At 71.8% G+C, this 16,125-nt stretch carries 16 protein-coding genes; 1 reads left to right on the top strand and 15 read right to left on the bottom strand.

Annotation, left to right across the window (positions count from 1 at the left end; genetic code table 11):
• Position 1: 1 nt before the first annotated feature.
• Positions 2-1,000, bottom strand: a complete 999-nt coding sequence (locus ACZ4V6_RS14630; protein WP_467826684.1) for an aspartate carbamoyltransferase catalytic subunit — start codon at positions 998-1,000, stop codon at positions 2-4.
• A gap of 113 nt (positions 1,001-1,113) precedes the next feature.
• The gene (gene pyrR / locus ACZ4V6_RS14635; protein WP_467826687.1) at positions 1,114-1,707 is read right to left on the bottom strand and encodes a bifunctional pyr operon transcriptional regulator/uracil phosphoribosyltransferase PyrR; all 594 of its coding nucleotides are present in this window, start codon (positions 1,705-1,707) and stop codon (positions 1,114-1,116) included.
• A gap of 296 nt (positions 1,708-2,003) precedes the next feature.
• On the opposite strand from pyrR, the gene bldD reads away from it, so the two are divergent.
• Positions 2,004-2,507: a transcriptional regulator BldD gene (bldD, locus tag ACZ4V6_RS14640; protein WP_006131213.1), complete on the top strand. Its 504-nt coding sequence runs from the start codon at positions 2,004-2,006 to the stop codon at positions 2,505-2,507.
• A 164-nt stretch (positions 2,508-2,671) separates the two neighbouring features.
• Here bldD and nusB read toward each other — a convergent pair whose 3' ends face one another.
• The 13 genes from nusB to ACZ4V6_RS14705 form a co-directional block, all read right to left on the bottom strand.
• Positions 2,672-3,106 (bottom strand): transcription antitermination factor NusB, encoded by a 435-nt coding sequence (gene nusB / locus ACZ4V6_RS14645; protein WP_189230641.1) that lies wholly within the window; start codon positions 3,104-3,106, stop codon positions 2,672-2,674.
• A 2-nt stretch (positions 3,107-3,108) separates the two neighbouring features.
• Positions 3,109-3,675, bottom strand: coding sequence for an elongation factor P (efp, locus tag ACZ4V6_RS14650; RefSeq protein ID WP_059420847.1), 567 nt, complete (start codon positions 3,673-3,675; stop codon positions 3,109-3,111).
• A gap of 62 nt (positions 3,676-3,737) precedes the next feature.
• Complete coding sequence (locus tag ACZ4V6_RS14655) at positions 3,738-4,844, bottom strand: aminopeptidase P family protein (RefSeq protein WP_467826691.1); 1,107 nt, start codon at positions 4,842-4,844, stop codon at positions 3,738-3,740.
• Positions 4,845-5,024: 180 nt separating this feature from the next.
• Entirely contained in the window at positions 5,025-5,873 is an 849-nt protein-coding gene (locus ACZ4V6_RS14660; protein WP_467826693.1) for a Pro-rich N-terminal domain-containing protein, read from the bottom strand.
• Positions 5,874-6,068: 195 nt separating this feature from the next.
• Positions 6,069-7,160, bottom strand: a complete 1,092-nt coding sequence (gene aroB / locus ACZ4V6_RS14665; RefSeq protein ID WP_467826695.1) for a 3-dehydroquinate synthase — start codon at positions 7,158-7,160, stop codon at positions 6,069-6,071.
• Positions 7,157-7,672, bottom strand: a complete 516-nt coding sequence (locus ACZ4V6_RS14670; protein ID WP_467826698.1) for a shikimate kinase — start codon at positions 7,670-7,672, stop codon at positions 7,157-7,159. Before ACZ4V6_RS14670 ends, aroB begins: the two co-directional genes overlap by 4 nt.
• Entirely contained in the window at positions 7,669-8,853 is a 1,185-nt protein-coding gene (gene aroC, locus ACZ4V6_RS14675) for a chorismate synthase (protein WP_467826701.1), read from the bottom strand. The genes ACZ4V6_RS14670 and aroC overlap by 4 nt, the downstream gene beginning before the upstream one ends.
• A gap of 541 nt (positions 8,854-9,394) precedes the next feature.
• Positions 9,395-10,231 (bottom strand): shikimate dehydrogenase, encoded by an 837-nt coding sequence (locus ACZ4V6_RS14680; RefSeq protein ID WP_467826703.1) that lies wholly within the window; start codon positions 10,229-10,231, stop codon positions 9,395-9,397.
• A complete protein-coding gene (gene mltG, locus ACZ4V6_RS14685) occupies positions 10,221-11,996 on the bottom strand; it encodes an endolytic transglycosylase MltG (protein WP_467826705.1) in 1,776 nt (591 codons plus the stop codon). Before mltG ends, ACZ4V6_RS14680 begins: the two co-directional genes overlap by 11 nt.
• A gap of 127 nt (positions 11,997-12,123) precedes the next feature.
• Complete coding sequence (gene ruvX, locus ACZ4V6_RS14690) at positions 12,124-12,588, bottom strand: Holliday junction resolvase RuvX (protein WP_467826707.1); 465 nt, start codon at positions 12,586-12,588, stop codon at positions 12,124-12,126.
• A gap of 8 nt (positions 12,589-12,596) precedes the next feature.
• The gene (gene alaS, locus ACZ4V6_RS14695; protein ID WP_467826709.1) at positions 12,597-15,269 is read right to left on the bottom strand and encodes an alanine--tRNA ligase; all 2,673 of its coding nucleotides are present in this window, start codon (positions 15,267-15,269) and stop codon (positions 12,597-12,599) included.
• On the bottom strand, positions 15,269-15,619 hold the full coding sequence (locus tag ACZ4V6_RS14700) for a hypothetical protein (RefSeq protein ID WP_467826712.1): 351 nt from the start codon (positions 15,617-15,619) through the stop codon (positions 15,269-15,271). Before ACZ4V6_RS14700 ends, alaS begins: the two co-directional genes overlap by 1 nt.
• 7 nt (positions 15,620-15,626) lie before the next feature.
• Entirely contained in the window at positions 15,627-16,070 is a 444-nt protein-coding gene (locus ACZ4V6_RS14705; RefSeq protein WP_467826714.1) for a DUF948 domain-containing protein, read from the bottom strand.
• Between the last annotated feature and the right edge of the window lie 55 nt (positions 16,071-16,125).

Consider the following 16,125-nt stretch of genomic DNA (forward strand, 5'->3'; position numbering starts at 1 on the left):
CTTACTTCTCCTCGGAGGTGCGGGCGTGGATGACGGCGGGCTCGGTCTTCGCACCGAACTCGGCGCCGCCGAGCAGCAGGTAGAGGACGGCCATCCGGATGGAGACGCCGTTGGCCACCTGCTCGACGACGGTGCAGCGGTCGGAGTCGGCGACCTCGGCGGTGATCTCCATGCCGCGGACCATCGGGCCGGGGTGCATCACGATGGCGTGTCCGGGCATCTTCGCCATGCGGTCGCCGTCGAGGCCGTACCGGCGGGAGTACTCGCGCTCGGTCGGGAAGAACGCGGCGTTCATGCGCTCGCGCTGCACGCGCAGCATCATCACCGCGTCGGACTTCGGCAGGGTGGAGTCGAGGTCGTAGGAGACCTCGCAGGGCCAGGTCTCGACGCCGACCGGCAGCAGGGTCGGCGGGGCCACGAGGGTGACCTCGGCGCCGAGGGTGTGCAGCAGGTCGACGTTGGAGCGGGCGACGCGGCTGTGCAGGACGTCGCCGACCAGGGTGACGCGGCGGCCGTCGAGGTCCTTGCCGAGACCGGTGTCGCGGCCGACCAGGCGGCGGCGCATGGTGAAGGCGTCCAGCAGGGCCTGGGTGGGGTGCTGGTGGGTGCCGTCGCCGGCGTTGATGACGTGGGCGTCGATCCAGCCGGAGGTGGCCAGGCGGTACGGGGCGCCGGAGGCGCCGTGACGGATGACGACGGCGTCGACGCCCATCGCCTCCAGGGTCTGGGCGGTGTCCTTCAGGGACTCGCCCTTGGAGACGCTGGAGCCCTTGGCGGTGAAGTTGATGACGTCCGCGGACAGGCGCTTCTCGGCGGCCTCGAAGGAGATCCGGGTCCGGGTGGAGTCCTCGAAGAAGAGGTTGACGACGGTCCGGCCGCGCAGGGTGGGCAGTTTCTTGATCGGCCGGTCCGCGACCCGGGCCATCTCCTCGGCGGTGTCGAGGATCAGGACGGCGTCGTCGCGGGTGAGGTCGGCGGCCGAGATGAGATGACGCTGCATCTGTCAGGCTCCGTAAGGCGATTCATGCGGAAGAGCGGGATAATTCGGGCGGCCGGGTGCGCGCGGGGGCACACCGAGCGGGCGTACGGCACCGGTGAGGGCGTACGCCGGGGCTACGGGTGGGCGCCCGGGGTGTCCGGCTTGGCACCGAGCAGCACGGTGTCGCGACCGTCCTCCTCGGCGAGCTGGACCTTGACCGTCTCCCGCAGCGACGTGGGGAGGTTCTTGCCGACGTAGTCGGCCCGGATGGGCAGTTCGCGGTGGCCGCGGTCGACGAGGACCGCGAGCTGCACCGCGCGCGGGCGGCCGATGTCGTTCAGGGCGTCCAGGGCGGCGCGGATGGTGCGGCCGGAGAAGAGGACGTCGTCGACGAGGACGACCAGACGGCCGTCGATGCCGTCACCGGGGATCTCGGTGCGGGCCAGTGCGCGCGGGGGCTGCATGCGCAGGTCGTCGCGGTACATGGTGATGTCGAGCGAGCCGACCGGCACCGTGCGCTCGGTGATCCGCTCCAGCTTGTCGGCGAGCCGCCGGGCGAGGAAGACGCCCCGGGTCGGGATGCCGAGGAGCACCACGTCGTCGGCGCCCTTGGCGCGTTCGACGATCTCGTGGGCGATACGGGTCAGCACCCGCGCGATGTCGGGCCCTTCGAGAACGGGCCGGGCGTCGGACTGCGCGCCCTGCTGCCTGCTGTCCTGCTTGTCCATACGAAACGGACCTCCTTCTCCGCCTCACGGGACGGACCTTAAAGGACGTCGGATTTGCGCCACCTACGGTATCAGGCCCGCGGGACCGCCCCGATCGGGCCCCGACACTCCCCCGTCACTCCCGCGCCACGTCCGCGTCACCCGTTCGCAGCAACGGCCCGCGGGTGGCACGGAAGGGTCGGTGCGGACCGTTCGGCTTGACGCAGAAGAGTAACGCTGCGTAACCTCACAGTGAGTTACCAGCCGCGCGGCAGACAACACAGCCGGCCGCGTCGACACCTTGTCCGGGGAGCCATATGTCCAGCGAATACGCCAAACAGCTCGGGGCCAAGCTCCGGGCCATCCGCACCCAGCAGGGCCTTTCCCTCCACGGTGTCGAGGAGAAGTCCCAGGGCCGCTGGAAGGCGGTCGTGGTCGGGTCGTACGAGCGCGGTGACCGTGCCGTGACCGTGCAGCGCCTCGCCGAGCTGGCGGACTTCTACGGCGTTCCCGTGCAGGAGCTGCTGCCCGGCACCACCCCCGGTGGCGCCGCCGAGCCGCCGCCGAAGCTGGTCCTGGACCTGGAGCGGCTGGCCACGGTGCCGGCCGAGAAGGCGGGTCCGCTGCAGCGGTACGCGGCCACGATCCAGTCGCAGCGCGGCGACTACAACGGCAAGGTGCTCTCGATCCGCCAGGACGACCTGCGCACACTCGCCGTCATCTACGACCAGTCGCCCTCGGTCCTCACCGAGCAGCTGATCAGCTGGGGCGTCCTGGACGCGGACGCGCGCCGCGCGGTGGCGTCCCACGAGGACGCCTGAGCGCCAGCAGAAACGTGCCGCCGGGGTGGCCGGAAGCCTGAGGCTTCCGGCCACCCCGGCGGCGTATGCGACTGCCGAAGGAACGGCGAGCACGAACAGACGCCGGGGGCCTGCGGCGACCGTCGTCGGTCGCCGCAGGCCCCCGGCGTCTGTGTCCGTCTCCGTCAGGCCTCGTCACGGCGCAGCGAAGGCTTCAGTTCCTTCAGCCGGCCGAGCAGACCGTTGACGAACGCCGGCGACTCGTCCGTGGAGAACTCCTTCGCCAGCTGCACCATCTCGTCGAGGACGACGGCGTCCGGGGTCGCGTCGACCCAGATCAGCTCGTACGCACCGAGGCGCAGGATGTTGCGGTCGACGACCGGCATGCGGTCGAGCGTCCAGCCGACCGAGTACTGGGCGATGAGCTCGTCGATGCGCTTCGCGCGCTCGGCGTAACCCTCGACGAGCTCCATCGTGTACTCGCTCACCGGCGGCTGCCGGGTGTCGGACCGGGAGTGCCGGACCCAGTCCGCGAGGACCGTCAGGACGTCGGCGCCGCGCTGATCGCCCTCGAAGAGGATCTGGAAGGCGCGTTTGCGGGCCGTGTTGCGAGCAGCCACGGTTAGCTGTTCACCCGGCCGAGGTAGTCGCTCGTACGGGTGTCGACCTTGATCTTCTCACCGGTGGTGATGAAGAGCGGGACCTGGATCTGGTGGCCGGTCTCCAGCGTGGCGGGCTTGGTGCCGCCGGTGGAGCGGTCGCCCTGGACGCCCGGCTCGGTCTCCTGGACGGTCAGCTCGACGGCGGCCGGCAGCTCGACGAAGAGCACCTCGCCCTCGTGCTGGGCGACGGTGGCGGTGAAGCCCTCGACAAGGAAGTTGGCGGCGTCGCCGACGGCCTTGCGGTCGACCATGAGCTGGTCGTAGGTCTCCATGTCCATGAAGACGAAGTAGTCGCCGTCCATGTACGAGAACTGCATGTCACGCTTGTCGACAGTGGCCGTCTCGACCTTGACGCCGGCGTTGAAGGTCTTGTCGACGACCTTGCCGGAAAGCACGTTCTTGAGCTTGGTGCGCACGAAGGCCGGGCCCTTGCCGGGCTTGACGTGCTGGAACTCGACGACGGACCAGAGCTGGCCGCCTTCGAGCTTGAGCACCATGCCGTTCTTGAGGTCGTTCGTGGAAGCCACGGTTGCGGAATCTCCTGGACTGACGTGGACGACCCCGGTGCCGGCATGCGCACAGCGCGAGGCTAGAGCGCGAGCAGCTCCTTGGTCGTGATGGTGAGTAGCTCGGGTCCGCCGTCCGCCTCGGGGCGCACGACGAGCGTGTCATCGATCCGGACACCGCCCCGGCCCGGGAGGTGGACCCCCGGTTCGACGGTGACCGGCACACAAGCGTCCAGTTTACCCATGGCCGCCGGGGCCAACTGCGGGTCCTCGTCGATTTCGAGTCCCACACCGTGACCGATGAGGGCCGGAAGGTTCTCCGCGTACCCCGCGGAGTCCAGTGTCTGGCGGGCGGCGCGGTCCACATCACGGCAGGCGGCGCCGGGTACGAGGGCCTCCCGGCCGGCCCGCTGCGCGGAGAAGACGAGGTCGTACAGCTCGATCTGCCAGTCGGCCGGCGAGGTGCCGATGACGAACGTACGGCCGATCTCGCACCGGTAACCGCGGTACGTCGCGCCCAGGCAGACGGAGAGGAAGTCGCCCTCCTCCACGCGCCGGTCGGTGGGCCGGTGGCCGCGGCGCCCGGAGTTCGGGCCCGTGCCGACGGAGGTCGGGAAGGCGGGGCCGTCGGCGCCGTGGTCGACGAGGCGGCGTTCCAGTTCCAGGGCGAGGTGCCGTTCGGTGCGGCCGACGAGGATGGACTCCAGCAGCTCGCCGAGGGCCTGGTCGGCGATCTCGGCGCCGATCCGCAGGCAGGAGATCTCCTCCTCGTCCTTGACCACCCGGAGCTGCTCGACCGCTTGGCCGAGGTCCGTCAGGCGCAGCCCGGGCGCGGCCGAGCGCATGGCCCGCTGCCGGGCGACGGTGAGGTGGTGGTCCTCGGTGGCGAGGGACTCGGCGCCCTGGGCCGCGGCGAGACCGGCGGCGGCGACGGCGGGGTCACCGCCGGGGCCGGGCAGGGAGCGCAGCGGCAGAGCCTCGTCGGGCCTGCCCTCGGTGGGCCGCTCGTCCGGCGGGCCGGAGCACACCAGGAGGTCCTCGGTCTTGCCCAGCAGCAGCACGGCGCCGTGCGGGGCGGCTCCCGCGAGATAGCGCACGTTGGCGGGCCGGGAGACGAGCGCCGCCGCGCTGCCGCCCGCGTTGCAGCGTTCTCGTAGACGCGTCCGGCGGGCCGCGTACACCTCTGACATGACCCGAGCCTAAGAGCGCCGCCCGGGGGGCGCCGCTCGGGAGGGCCGAGTGGGCGGTGCGCTTGGGTACGCAGGGTGCGCGGTCGGGGTGGGGACGGGCGTCGTCCGGCGGCCGACGGCCGGCGGGGGCTCGTCGCGCGGTTCCCCGCGCCGCTTCGGGGCGCCCCTCCGCCCCCTGCGTCACCAGCTCGGTGGGCTGGCTATCGAGCGGGACAGGACCTCGTCCAGGACCTGGGCCGTCTCCGGGACGTCGAGCTGGGAGTTGTCGATGATCGGAAGGCCCGAGCCGTACCAGCCGGCCATGCGGCCGTGGATGCGGGCGACCTCCTCGTCGGTGAGCCGCCGGTTGCCGCTGCGCTCGGCGTTGCGCTCCAGGACGACGTCCAGTCCGGGCAGGAGGACGACCGGGAGCAGGCCGGGGCCGACGTGCCGCTTCCAGCCGCCGAGCCCGACGACCGGGCGGTCCGGGAAGACGGCGTCGTCGAGGATGCACGAGATGCCGTTGGCGAGGAAGTTGCGCGCGGAGAAGCCGCAGGTGCGGCGGGCGAGGCGGTACTGGGCCTCGGAGTTCTCGTTCCACCCGGACTGGGGGTCGGCGAAGCCCGAGCGGACCCATTCGCGCACGTCGTCGAGGCTGATGTGGGCGGTGGGGACCCTGCGGTGGTCCGCCCAGTACTTGGCGACGCTGGTCTTGCCCGCGCCGGCGGGGCCGATGAGCAGCACCGCGAGGGTGGTGGTGGCCGGGTCGGGCACGGCGGCCGCGGCGGGCGGCACGCCAGGCGCGGCGACGGGACCGCCGGGGGGCAGCGGGACGTGTCCGGTGGTGTCCGGCACGGGCTGCGGCGCCGGGGCCTGGTGCGGGGCCCCGGGGTGCGGGGTCCGCACGGGGTGTCCCGGCGCCACGGGCGGGGGCACGGGGGCGGGACCCTGGTGCGGGCCCGGGTGGTGTGCGGCCGGGGACCAGCCGACGGCCGGTCCGTGCCCCGGCTGAGGGGGCGGCGGCAGCGGAGAACCCACTGCGTGCTGCATCCGGTGCCACTCCGTCTCGTACAGGCGATGGGCGCTGACAGCGGGAGGGGTACCCGCTCTCCCCCACAGCCTAAAGGGCGTGGGAGGGGCCCCACCCGAACGGTACCGTCCCCGGCCGTCCTCGGGTGAACGGCCGGGGGCGGCCCGAAGTGCCCGCCCCGCGCGATGGACCGGACGGAAGGTACGAGGGGGGACCTACTGGCCCACCTCGCCGTAGGCGGCGAGGAGGACGGCCGGGTCGGGGCCCTCCAGGACGGTGGGCTTGGCCAGGCCGTCCAGGACGATGAAGCGCAGCAGGTCGCCGCGGGACTTCTTGTCGACCTTCATGTTCTCCACCAGCTTGGGCCACTGGTCGTAGCGGTAGTGGAGCGGCAGGCCGACCGCTTCGAGGATGCTGCGGTGGCGGTCGGCGGTGGCGTCGTCCAGCCGGCCCGCGAGGCGGCCCAGTTCGGCGGCGAAGTGCATGCCGACGGAGACGGCGGCGCCGTGGCGCCACTTGTAGCGCTCGTTCTTCTCGATGGCGTGGCCCAGGGTGTGACCGTAGTTCAGGATCTCCCGCAGGCCCGCCTCCTTCAGGTCGGAGGAGACGACCTCGGCCTTGACCTTGATGGAGCGCACGATCAGCTCGGCGGTGTGCGGTCCGGCCGGGGTGCGCGCGGCCTGGGGGTCGGACTCGATCAGGTCCAGGATCGCCGGGTCGGCGATGAAGCCGGCCTTGATGACCTCGGCGAGGCCCGAGACGTAGTCGTTGACCGGGAGGGAGTCCAGGGCGGCCAGGTCGCACAGGACACCGGCCGGCGGGTGGAAGGCGCCGACGAGGTTCTTGCCCTCGGCGGTGTTGATGCCGGTCTTGCCGCCGACGGCCGCGTCGACCATGGCCAGCACGGTGGTCGGGACGGCGATCCAGCGCACGCCGCGCAGCCAGGTCGCGGCCACGAAGCCGGCGAGGTCGGTGCTGGCGCCGCCGCCGACGCCGACGATGACGTCGGTGCGGGTGAACCCGGACTGGCCGAGCGCCTTCCAGCAGTAGGCGGCGACCTCGGCGGTCTTGGCCTCCTCGGCGTTGGGCACCTGGACGGCGATCGCCTCGTAGCCCTGCTCGGCGAGGTCGGCACGCAGCGCGTCACCGGTCTCGGCGAGCGCCTCGGGGTGGATCACCGCGACCCGTTTGGCCTTGGGGCCGATCAGCCCGGCCAGCTCGCCCAGGAGCTGACGGCCCACCAGGACCTCGTAGGGCTCGGAACCCGCGGTCCCCCCGACCTGGATCCGGGTGACTTCCTCGCTCATGCTTCTTTCAACTCCAGTGCGTCCAGGACCGCTTGCGTGACTTCTTCGGGCGTGCGTCCGTCGGTGGCGACGACGGCCGTCGCGACCTCCTCGTAGAGGTGGCGGCGGGCCTCCATCAGCTCGCGCCACTGCTTGCGCGGGTTGACCGCCAGCAGGGGGCGCGCGGCGTTCAGGCCGGTGCGCCTGACCGCCTCCTCGACGTCCATCGACAGGTAGACGACGCGCTGCCCGGCGAGCAGGCCGCGGGTGTCCGCGTCGAGGACCGCGCCGCCGCCGAGGGCGAGGACGCCGTCGTGAGCGGCGAGGGCCGTGCGCACGGCCTGCTTCTCCAGGGCCCGGAAGGCGGCCTCGCCCTCGTCCACGAAGATCTCGGCGATGGTCCGTCCCTGGGCGGAGACGATGTCCTCGTCGGTGTCCCGGTACGCGGCGCCGAGGCGCTCGGCGAGCAGTTGCCCGACGGTGGACTTGCCGACGCCCATCGGTCCGACCAGGACGATCAGCGGGGTGCTCATCGGACGGCCAGGTTGTCGAGGTACGAGGTGACGTTGCGGCGGGTCTCGGTGACGCTGTCGCCGCCGAACTTCTCCGCCACCGCGTCCGCGAGGACCAGGGCGACCATCGCCTCGGCGACGATGCCGGCCGCCGGGACCGCGGAGACGTCGGAGCGCTGGTGGTGGGCCTGCGCGGCCTCGCCGGTGGTCACGTCCACGGTCCTCAGGGCGCGCGGCACGGTCGCGATCGGCTTCATCGCGGCGCGGACCCGCAGCAGCTCACCGGTGGAGAGGCCGCCCTCGGTGCCGCCGGCGCGTCCGGAGACGCGGCGGATGCCCTCGGGCGTGCCGACGATCTCGTCGTGCGCCTTGGAACCGGGCACCCGGGCCAGCTCGAAGCCGTCGCCGATCTCGACGCCCTTGATGGCCTGGATGCCCATCAGGGCGCCGGCCAGCCGGGCGTCCAGCTTGCGGTCCCAGTGCACGTGCGAGCCGAGGCCGACCGGGACGCCGTACGCCAGCACCTCGACCACACCGCCGAGCGTGTCGCCGTCCTTGTGGGCCTGGTCGATCTCCGCGACCATCGCCTTGGAGGTGTCCGCGTCCAGGCAGCGCAGCGGGTCGGCGTCCAGCCTCTCGACGTCCGCCGGGGTGGGGTACACGCCCTGCGGGGCCTTCACGGAGCACAGCTCGGTGACGTGGCTGACGATCTCGATGCCGGCCGTCTCCTTCAGGTACGACCGCGCCACGGCGCCCAGGGCCACCCGGGCGGCCGTCTCCCGCGCGGAGGCGCGCTCCAGGATCGGCCGGGCCTCGTCGAAGCCGTACTTCTGCATGCCCGCGAGGTCGGCGTGGCCGGGCCGGGGGCGGGTCAGCGGGGCGTTGCGGGCCAGGCCCGCCAGCACCTCGGGGTCGACCGGGTCGGCCGCCATGACCTGTTCCCACTTCGGCCACTCGGTGTTGCCCACCATGATCGCGACCGGGGAGCCGAGGGTGAGGCCGTGCCGGACACCGCCGAGGAAGGTGACCTCGTCCCGCTCGAACTTCATCCGCGCACCGCGACCGTAGCCGAGCCGCCGCCTCGCCAGGTGGTCCGCCACCATGTCCGTGGTGATCGGCACGCCGGCGGGCAGTCCCTCCAGCGTCGCGACGAGTGCGGGACCGTGGGACTCCCCCGCGGTCAGCCAGCGCAACCTGCTCAACGGTGCTCCTCAGTGCTCGCGCCCGGTACTGCCCTGCGTACACGTCTCCTCGCGTACGGCGACGGCGCGACCGGGTGCGCGGAGCCGGCCCGCCACCTCCGATCCTCCCACGTCCGGCCACCGGAACCGCCCGTCGGTCCATCTGACGGACGGGCGGGCTCGGGCGGAGCCGCCGCCCCGACGGCGCCGGGGAGCGCGGGGACCGAGGAGATTGGCACCGTTCGGCTGCGGCCGGGGCGATGCCCGCGGCGGCGCGCAGGACCGAGGTGGCCGGCTTCGCGGCACGGCCGGGGCCGCCGAAGCCGCCCCGGTCGGCGCACCGCTTCGCGCCGCGCGCCGGCGGCCGGTCCGGTGCTTCAGCCCGGTCGGGCAGGACGCGACGACGGCCGGGCGCCCAGGGCGAGCGCCGTGAGCCGCACCCGGTCGGGCAGGAAGCCCGGCACGGCCTCGTCTGTCCGGGACTCGGCGGATGCGAGGGGCACGCCCGTGGGCAAGGACCGTCTTCCCCTCCCGGTTCCGCCCCCGCGCAACCGGGCGGATCCTAGCGTTCCGCGAGGGCGCGCTCGCCTGCCTCCCGCATGGCGGCCAGCGGGGCCGGGGCCCGGCCCGTCATCTGCTCGACCTGGAGCACCGCCTGGTGCAGCAGCAGGTCGAGGCCGCTGACCACGGCACCGCCGTACGCCGACCAGCGGGCCGCGAGGGCGGTCGGCCAGGGGTCGTACAGCACGTCGAAGAGGGTGCCGGGCATCTCCGGCACGGCGGAGGCCAGCGCGTCGGTGGTGCCGGCCGGCGTGGTGGCCACGACCAGCGGGGCGTGCAGCGCCTGCCCGGCGTGCGCCCAGTCGGCGATGCGCACGTCGACGTCCAGCCGCTCGGCCCAGCCCCGCATCTCGGCGGCGCGTGCCTCGCTGCGCACGTACACGGTGACCTCGCCCGTGCAGACCCGGGCCAGGGCGGCCAGCGCGGAGGAGGCGGTGGCGCCGGCGCCGAGGACGGCGGCGGTGTCGACCTTCTCGATGCCGTGCTCGCGCAGGGCGGCGACCATGCCGGGAATGTCGGTGTTGTCGCCGGTCCTGCGGCCGTCCTCGGTGAGGACGACGGTGTTCACGGCGTCCACCGAGGCCGCCGTCTCGCTGATCTCGTCGAGCAGCGGGATCACCGCCCGCTTGAGCGGCATGGTCAGCGACAGTCCCGCCCATTCCGGGCCGAGCTCCTCGAAGAAGCCCGGGAGCGCCTCCTCGTCGACGTCGAAGCGGTCGTACGTCCAGCCCTCCAGGCCCAGCTCCGCGTAGGCGGTGCGGTGCAGCACCGGGGAGAGGGAGTGGGCGATCGGCGAGCCGAGCACGGCCGCCCTCTGCGCCCCGGCCCTAACTGGCATTGAACTTTTCCTTCAGCTTCAGGAAATCGTCGTGGTTCTTCGCGAATTCGGTCTTGTCCATGCCGTCGGTGGCCACGAAGTAGATCCAGCCGTCGTTCGTGGGGTCCACCGACGCCTGGAGCGCCTCGTCACCGGGGTTGCTGATGGGTCCCGGCGGCAGACCCGTGTTGGTGTAGGTGTTGTACGGGTCCTTGTCGCGGTTGATCTCGGACTCGCCGATGTGGATGTTGCTCTGGCCCTTGGCGTAGTTGTAGCTCGAGTCGAACTGGAGCAGCCGGTTGGTCTCGGTGTTGTCGGGCTTGAGCCGGTTGTAGATGACCTCGGACATCTTGCGGAAGTCCTCGTGGGTCTTGCCCTCGGCCTGCACCATGCTGGCCACGGTGAGCAGTTCCCAGGGGCCGTCCAGACCGAGGCTCTCCGCCTTCGACTCCAGGCCGAGCTCCGTGTACCGCTCGTTGGCCCGCGCCACCATCTGCTTGAGCACGTCCTCGGGCTTCTGGCCCTTGGCCGCCGGGTAGCTGGACGGGAAGAGGAACCCTTCCAGCGGGTCCTTGGTGTTGCGGTGGTTCAACGCCCAGTCGGGCAGGCCGAGGTTCTTCCACTGGGCCTCGGCGACCTTCGCCGTGGTGCCCTTCTTCACCCCGAGCTGCTCGTCGACCTTCGCGTAGACCTGCACGTTGCGCCAGCCCTCGGCGATGATCAGGTTGCTGCGGCTGGCGGGGCTGAGCAGGAGTTCCACCGCGGCCGCGGCCGACATCTCCTTCTGCAGCGTGTACACGCCGTCCTGGATGCTCTTGCCCTCGGGATTGCTCTGCTGGGCGCTGATGAAGGCGTCGACGCTCTTCACCACGCCCTGGCGCTTGAGCTCCTGGCCGATCGTCGCTCCGCCCGCCCCCTTGGGGATGGTGACGGTCACCTTCTCGCCGTTGCCGTTGCCCGCGTAGTCCGGGGCCGCGCCGAAACGATCCTGGTAGAACTGCAGGCCGAAGTAGCCGACGCCCGCGACGCCGCCGCCGAGCACCAGGCAGACCACGAGACAGGCGAGGCCGCTGCGGCCCTTCTTGGGCTTGCCGCCCCGGCCCCTGCGCTCACCGCGGCCACCCCGGCCGCCGTCGGGGTCACTGGCGTCCCCGTCGGCGACGGGTGCCTGCTCGCCCTCGTCGGAACCGGGGTCCTGGTCGGTGCTCCGCGGTTCGGGATCGGTGCGCCGGCGGCCGGGCGGCTCCGGCGGCGGGTACGCCTCCGGGGTGCCGTAGAAGTCGGGCTGCTCCGCGCCGTAGACGGCGTTCTGCTGGCCGTAGGGGTCCGACGGGTCGCCCGGGTACTGCGCGTGAGGGTGCTCGCCGGTCCCCCAGCCGCCGCCGTCGTGGCCCTGGCCCTGGCCCTGCTGAGAATGCGCCTGGGCCGCGTACTGCTGGTCGTACTGCGGCTGACCGTACTGGTCGTACTGCGGCTCGGGGGGCTGCTGACCGTACTGGTCGTACTGCGGCTCGGGAGGCTGCTGACCGTACTGGTCGTACTGCGGCTCGGGAGGCTGCTGACCGTACTGGTCGTACTGCGGCTGACCGTACGCGCCCTGGCCGCCGTCACCGCCCCAGTCGCCGTACTGCGGCTGCTGCTGCTGCTGCGGATAATGCTGCAGCTGGCCGCCGTAGGGGGGCTGCTGACCCGCCTGGGCCTGCTGCCCGCCCCATCCGCCGTCCCCGTACAACGGGTCCTCCGGATGCCACGGTTCGGAGCCTGGGCCCCGGCCATACTCAGTCATCGATCCCCTAGAGCCGCGAGGCGGCGGTCCGCGCGGCCTGCCATGGGGGCCGGCTTCCGCTCCGCCTCTTGCTGTGCGGGGGCTGTTCGAACGCCGCCGCATCGCGCGGAACGTTACCGTATCGCGATCAGATGACCACTTCGACGCCCTCGCCGGGTGCATTGCCTGACACCCGTTCGGATTCCAGCGCCTGCTGGAGGATGATCACGGCGGCGGCCTGGTCGATGACCGATCTCCCCTTCTTGGACTTCACGCCCGAGGCGCGCAGCCCCTGGCTCGCCGTCACGGTCGTCATCCGCTCGTCGACCAGCCGTACGGGGACGGGCGCGATGCCCTCGGCCAGTTCCTGGGCGAAGCCCCTGACCTTGGCCGCGGCCGGGCCCTCGCCCCCCTTGAGGGAGCGAGGGAGACCGACGACGACCTCGATGGGCTCGTACTCCTCGACCAGTTGGCGCAGGCGGCGGTGTGCCGCCGGGACGTCGCGCCCGGGGACGGTCTCCACCGGGGTGGCGAGGATCCCGTCGGGGTCGCACGAGGCGACCCCGATACGGGCGTCCCCGACGTCGATCGCGAGACGGCGGCCTCTGCGCATCGCCCGCCCTACTTCGCGGTCTCGGCGACGAGGCGCTCGACGGCGTCGACGGCGTCACCGATGGCGGCCGGGTTCTGGCCGCCGCCCTGGGCGACGTCCGGCTTGCCGCCACCGCCGCCGCCGAGGGTCTTGGCGGCGGTGCGCACCAGGTCGCCGGCCTTCAGGCCGCGCTCGCGGGCCGCCTCGTTGGTGGCGATCACGGTGAGCGGCTTGCCGTTGGCCGTCGTGAAGAGGGCGACCACCGCGGCCCGGCCGCCCTGGATGCGGCCGCGCACGTCGAGGACCAGCTTGCGCAGGTCGTCGGCGGTGGTGCCGTCGGGGACCTGACCGGTCACCAGGGCGACGCCGCGCACGTCCTTGGCGGAGTCGGCGAGCGAGCCGGCGGCCTGGAGGACCTTCTCGGCGCGGAACTTCTCGATCTCCTTCTCGGCGTCCTTGAGCTTGCCGAGCATGGCGGAGACCTTCTCCGGGAGCTCCTCCGGACGGCCCTTGATCAGCTCCTGGAGCTGGGCGACGACCGTGTGCTCACGGGCGAGGAAGTTGTAGGCGTCCACGCCGACCAGGGCCTCGATGCGGCGCACCCCGGAGCCGATGGACGACTCGCCGAGCAGCTTGACCAGGCCGAGCTGGGCGGTGTTGTGCACGTGGGTGCCGCCGCACAGCTCCTTGGAGAAGTCGCCGATGGTCACGACGCGGACGCGCTCGCCGTACTTCTCGCCGAACTCGGCGATGGCACCCTGCTTCTTGGCCTCGTCGATGCCCATGACGTCGGCGCGGACGTCGAGGTCGCGGGCGAGCACCTCGTTGATCTTCTGCTCGACGTCGGTCATCACGGCCGTCGGCACGGCGGACGGGGAGCCGAAGTCGAAGCGGAAGCGGCCGGGCTGGTTCTCGGAGCCTGCCTGGGCGGCCGTCGGGCCAAGGGCGTCGCGCAGGGCCTGGTGGGTGAGGTGGGTGGCCGAGTGGGCGCGGGCGATGGCCTTGCGGCGCCGGTCGTCGATGGAGGCGTGGGCCTTGGCCCCGACGGTGATCTCGCCGACCTGGACGACGCCCTTGTGGACGTAGACGCCCGGGACCGGCTTCTGGCAGTCGCGGACCTCGATGACGGCGCCGGAGTCGGCCTTGATGCGGCCGGTGTCGCCGATCTGGCCGCCGCCCTCGGCGTAGAAGGGGGTGCGGTCGAGGACGATCTCGACCTCGTCGCCCTCGGTGGCGGCCGGGGAGGAGACGCCGTCGACGAGGATGCCGACGATCGTGGACTCGCCCTCGGTGTCGGTGTAGCCGATGAAGTCGGTGGCACCGGCGCGGTCGGCGATCTCGCGGTAGGCGCCGAGGTCGGCGTGGCCGGTCTTCTTGGCCTGGGCGTCGGCCTTGGCGCGCTCCCGCTGCTCCTTCATCAGGCGCCGGAAGCCGTCCTCGTCCACGGACAGCCCCTGCTCGGCGGCCATCTCCAGGGTGAGGTCGATCGGGAAGCCCCAGGTGTCGTGGAGCAGGAAGGCCTTGTCGCCGGCGAGCACGGTGCCGCCGGAGGCCTTGGTCTCACTCACGGCGGTGTCGAGGATGTTGGTGCCGGCCTTCAGCGTCTTGAGGAAGGCGTTCTCCTCGGCGAGGGCGACCTTCTCGATCCGCTCGCGGTCGGTGATCAGCTCGGGGTACTGCTGCCCCATCATGCCGATCACGACGTCGATCAGGTCCTTGACGACCGGTCCGGTGGCGCCGAGCAGGCGCATGTTGCGGATGGCGCGGCGCATGATGCGGCGCAGCACGTAGCCGCGGCCCTCGTTGCCGGGGGTGACGCCGTCGCCGATGAGCATCACGGCGGTGCGGATGTGGTCGGTGACCACGCGCAGGGAGACGTCCGAGGCGTGGGCGTCGCCGTAGGCCACGCCGGTCAGCTCGGTGGCCTTGTCGATGACGGCCATGGAGGTGTCGATCTCGTACATGTTCTGCACGCCCTGCAGAATCATGGCGAGGCGTTCCAGGCCGAGCCCGGTGTCGATGTTCTTGCTCGGCAGGTCACCGAGGATCTCGAAGTCCTCCTTGCCGGTGCCCTCGCCCCGCTCGTACTGCATGAAGACGAGGTTCCAGATCTCCACGTACCGCTCGTCGTTGACGGCGGGGCCGCCCTCGACGCCGAACTCGGGACCGCGGTCGTAGTTGATCTCGGAGCAGGGGCCGCAGGGGCCGGGCACGCCCATGGACCAGAAGTTGTCCTTCTTGCCCAGGCGCTGGATGCGCTCGGCGGGGACGCCGACGACGTCGCGCCAGATCTGCTCGGCCTCGTCGTCGTCCTCGTAGACGGTGATCCACAGGCGCTCGGGGTCGAGGCCGTAACCGCCCTTGTCCTGGGGGCTGGTGAGCAGCTCCCAGGCGAGCTTGACGGCGCCTTCCTTGAAGTAGTCGCCGAAGGAGAAGTTGCCGCACATCTGGAAGAACGTGCCGTGCCGGGTGGTCTTGCCGACCTCTTCGATGTCCGGTGTGCGCACGCACTTCTGGACGCTGGTGGCGCGGTCGAACGACGGCTTGACCTCGCCGAGGAAGTACGGCTTGAAGGGCACCATGCCGGCGTTGACCAGCAGCAGAGTCGGGTCGTCCGCGATGAGCGACGCCGAAGGGACGACGGTGTGCCCGCGCTCCTCGAAGAAGCTCAACCAGCGGCGGCGGATCTCGGCCGACTCCATCAGTGGTCCTCATTCCGGTTGTACGAGTACGTCGTCCTGTCGACGTACCTCAGGTCGTTGCCGTTCTCGATGGCGGTGTACCGCCTGGCCGCGGGCAGTTCTCGGTCGACGGGGGCGTTCAGCCCGAGCGCGTCGTCCAGTTCGGCCTCCCGCTGGGCCATGTTGTCGCGGACGTCGAGGGCGAAGCCCACCGCGCGGTCCTTGATCCGGGTGCCCGCGTCGATCGCCTTGTTCGCCGCGGTCGCGGCGAGGCTGTCGGGGGTCAGCTGCTTGAGCTTCCGGTTGACCTTGGTGGTGGCCCACACACCGGCGGCGACGCCGGTGCCGAACCAGAACGTACGGCGGAACATCGCTGGATCAGTCCTTCTTCCGCTTCGTCCGCCGCGCTTCCGGGATCGTACGGCCGACGATCACGGTGCGCCGCGGCTCCTTGGCCGGGCCCGCGGGCACGTCCTCCTTGCGACCGCCGAGTGCCCTGCGCACGCCGTAGCCGAACGCCGCGACCTTGACCAGCGGACCGCCGAAGGTGGAGGCCACGGTGGTCGACAGCGCCGAGGCGTTCGACGTGACCTCCTGGACGTCGGAGGCGATCGCGTCGACCCGGTCGATCTGGGTCTGCGCGGAGCGCACCGCCGAGGAGGCGTCGGCCAGCAGCGGGACGGCCTGGTCGGTCACGTCCGCCACCAGCTTGGTGGTCGCCCTGAGCGTCTGGGCCAGCCTCGCCAGTGCGACGGCGAGGAAGGAGACCAGGATCGCCCAGAAGACGGCCACCAGGATCCCGGCCACCTCACCACCGGACACTGCGCACCCGCTCCCTGAAACGTGCCTGAACATCGAGAACATCGAGAAAGTCGTG

This window comes from Streptomyces sp. NPDC029152 (assembly GCF_055564355.1).

What these genes read in the sequence shown, in the direction of transcription:
- ACZ4V6_RS14630 (WP_467826684.1), bottom strand. Translation starts at nt 1,000, where the DNA reads ATGCAGCGTCATCTCATCTCGGCCGCCGACCTCACCCGCGACGACGCC.
- pyrR (WP_467826687.1), bottom strand. Translation starts at nt 1,707, where the DNA reads ATGGACAAGCAGGACAGCAGGCAGCAGGGCGCGCAGTCCGACGCCCGG.
- bldD (WP_006131213.1), top strand. Translation starts at nt 2,004, where the DNA reads ATGTCCAGCGAATACGCCAAACAGCTCGGGGCCAAGCTCCGGGCCATC.
- ACZ4V6_RS14655 (WP_467826691.1), bottom strand. Translation starts at nt 4,844, where the DNA reads ATGTCAGAGGTGTACGCGGCCCGCCGGACGCGTCTACGAGAACGCTGC.
- ACZ4V6_RS14660 (WP_467826693.1), bottom strand. Translation starts at nt 5,873, where the DNA reads ATGCAGCACGCAGTGGGTTCTCCGCTGCCGCCGCCCCCTCAGCCGGGG.
- aroB (WP_467826695.1), bottom strand. Translation starts at nt 7,160, where the DNA reads ATGAGCGAGGAAGTCACCCGGATCCAGGTCGGGGGGACCGCGGGTTCC.
- ACZ4V6_RS14670 (WP_467826698.1), bottom strand. Translation starts at nt 7,672, where the DNA reads ATGAGCACCCCGCTGATCGTCCTGGTCGGACCGATGGGCGTCGGCAAG.
- ACZ4V6_RS14680 (WP_467826703.1), bottom strand. Translation starts at nt 10,231, where the DNA reads ATGCCAGTTAGGGCCGGGGCGCAGAGGGCGGCCGTGCTCGGCTCGCCG.
- mltG (WP_467826705.1), bottom strand. Translation starts at nt 11,996, where the DNA reads ATGACTGAGTATGGCCGGGGCCCAGGCTCCGAACCGTGGCATCCGGAG.
- ruvX (WP_467826707.1), bottom strand. Translation starts at nt 12,588, where the DNA reads ATGCGCAGAGGCCGCCGTCTCGCGATCGACGTCGGGGACGCCCGTATC.
- alaS (WP_467826709.1), bottom strand. Translation starts at nt 15,269, where the DNA reads ATGGAGTCGGCCGAGATCCGCCGCCGCTGGTTGAGCTTCTTCGAGGAG.
- ACZ4V6_RS14700 (WP_467826712.1), bottom strand. Translation starts at nt 15,619, where the DNA reads ATGTTCCGCCGTACGTTCTGGTTCGGCACCGGCGTCGCCGCCGGTGTG.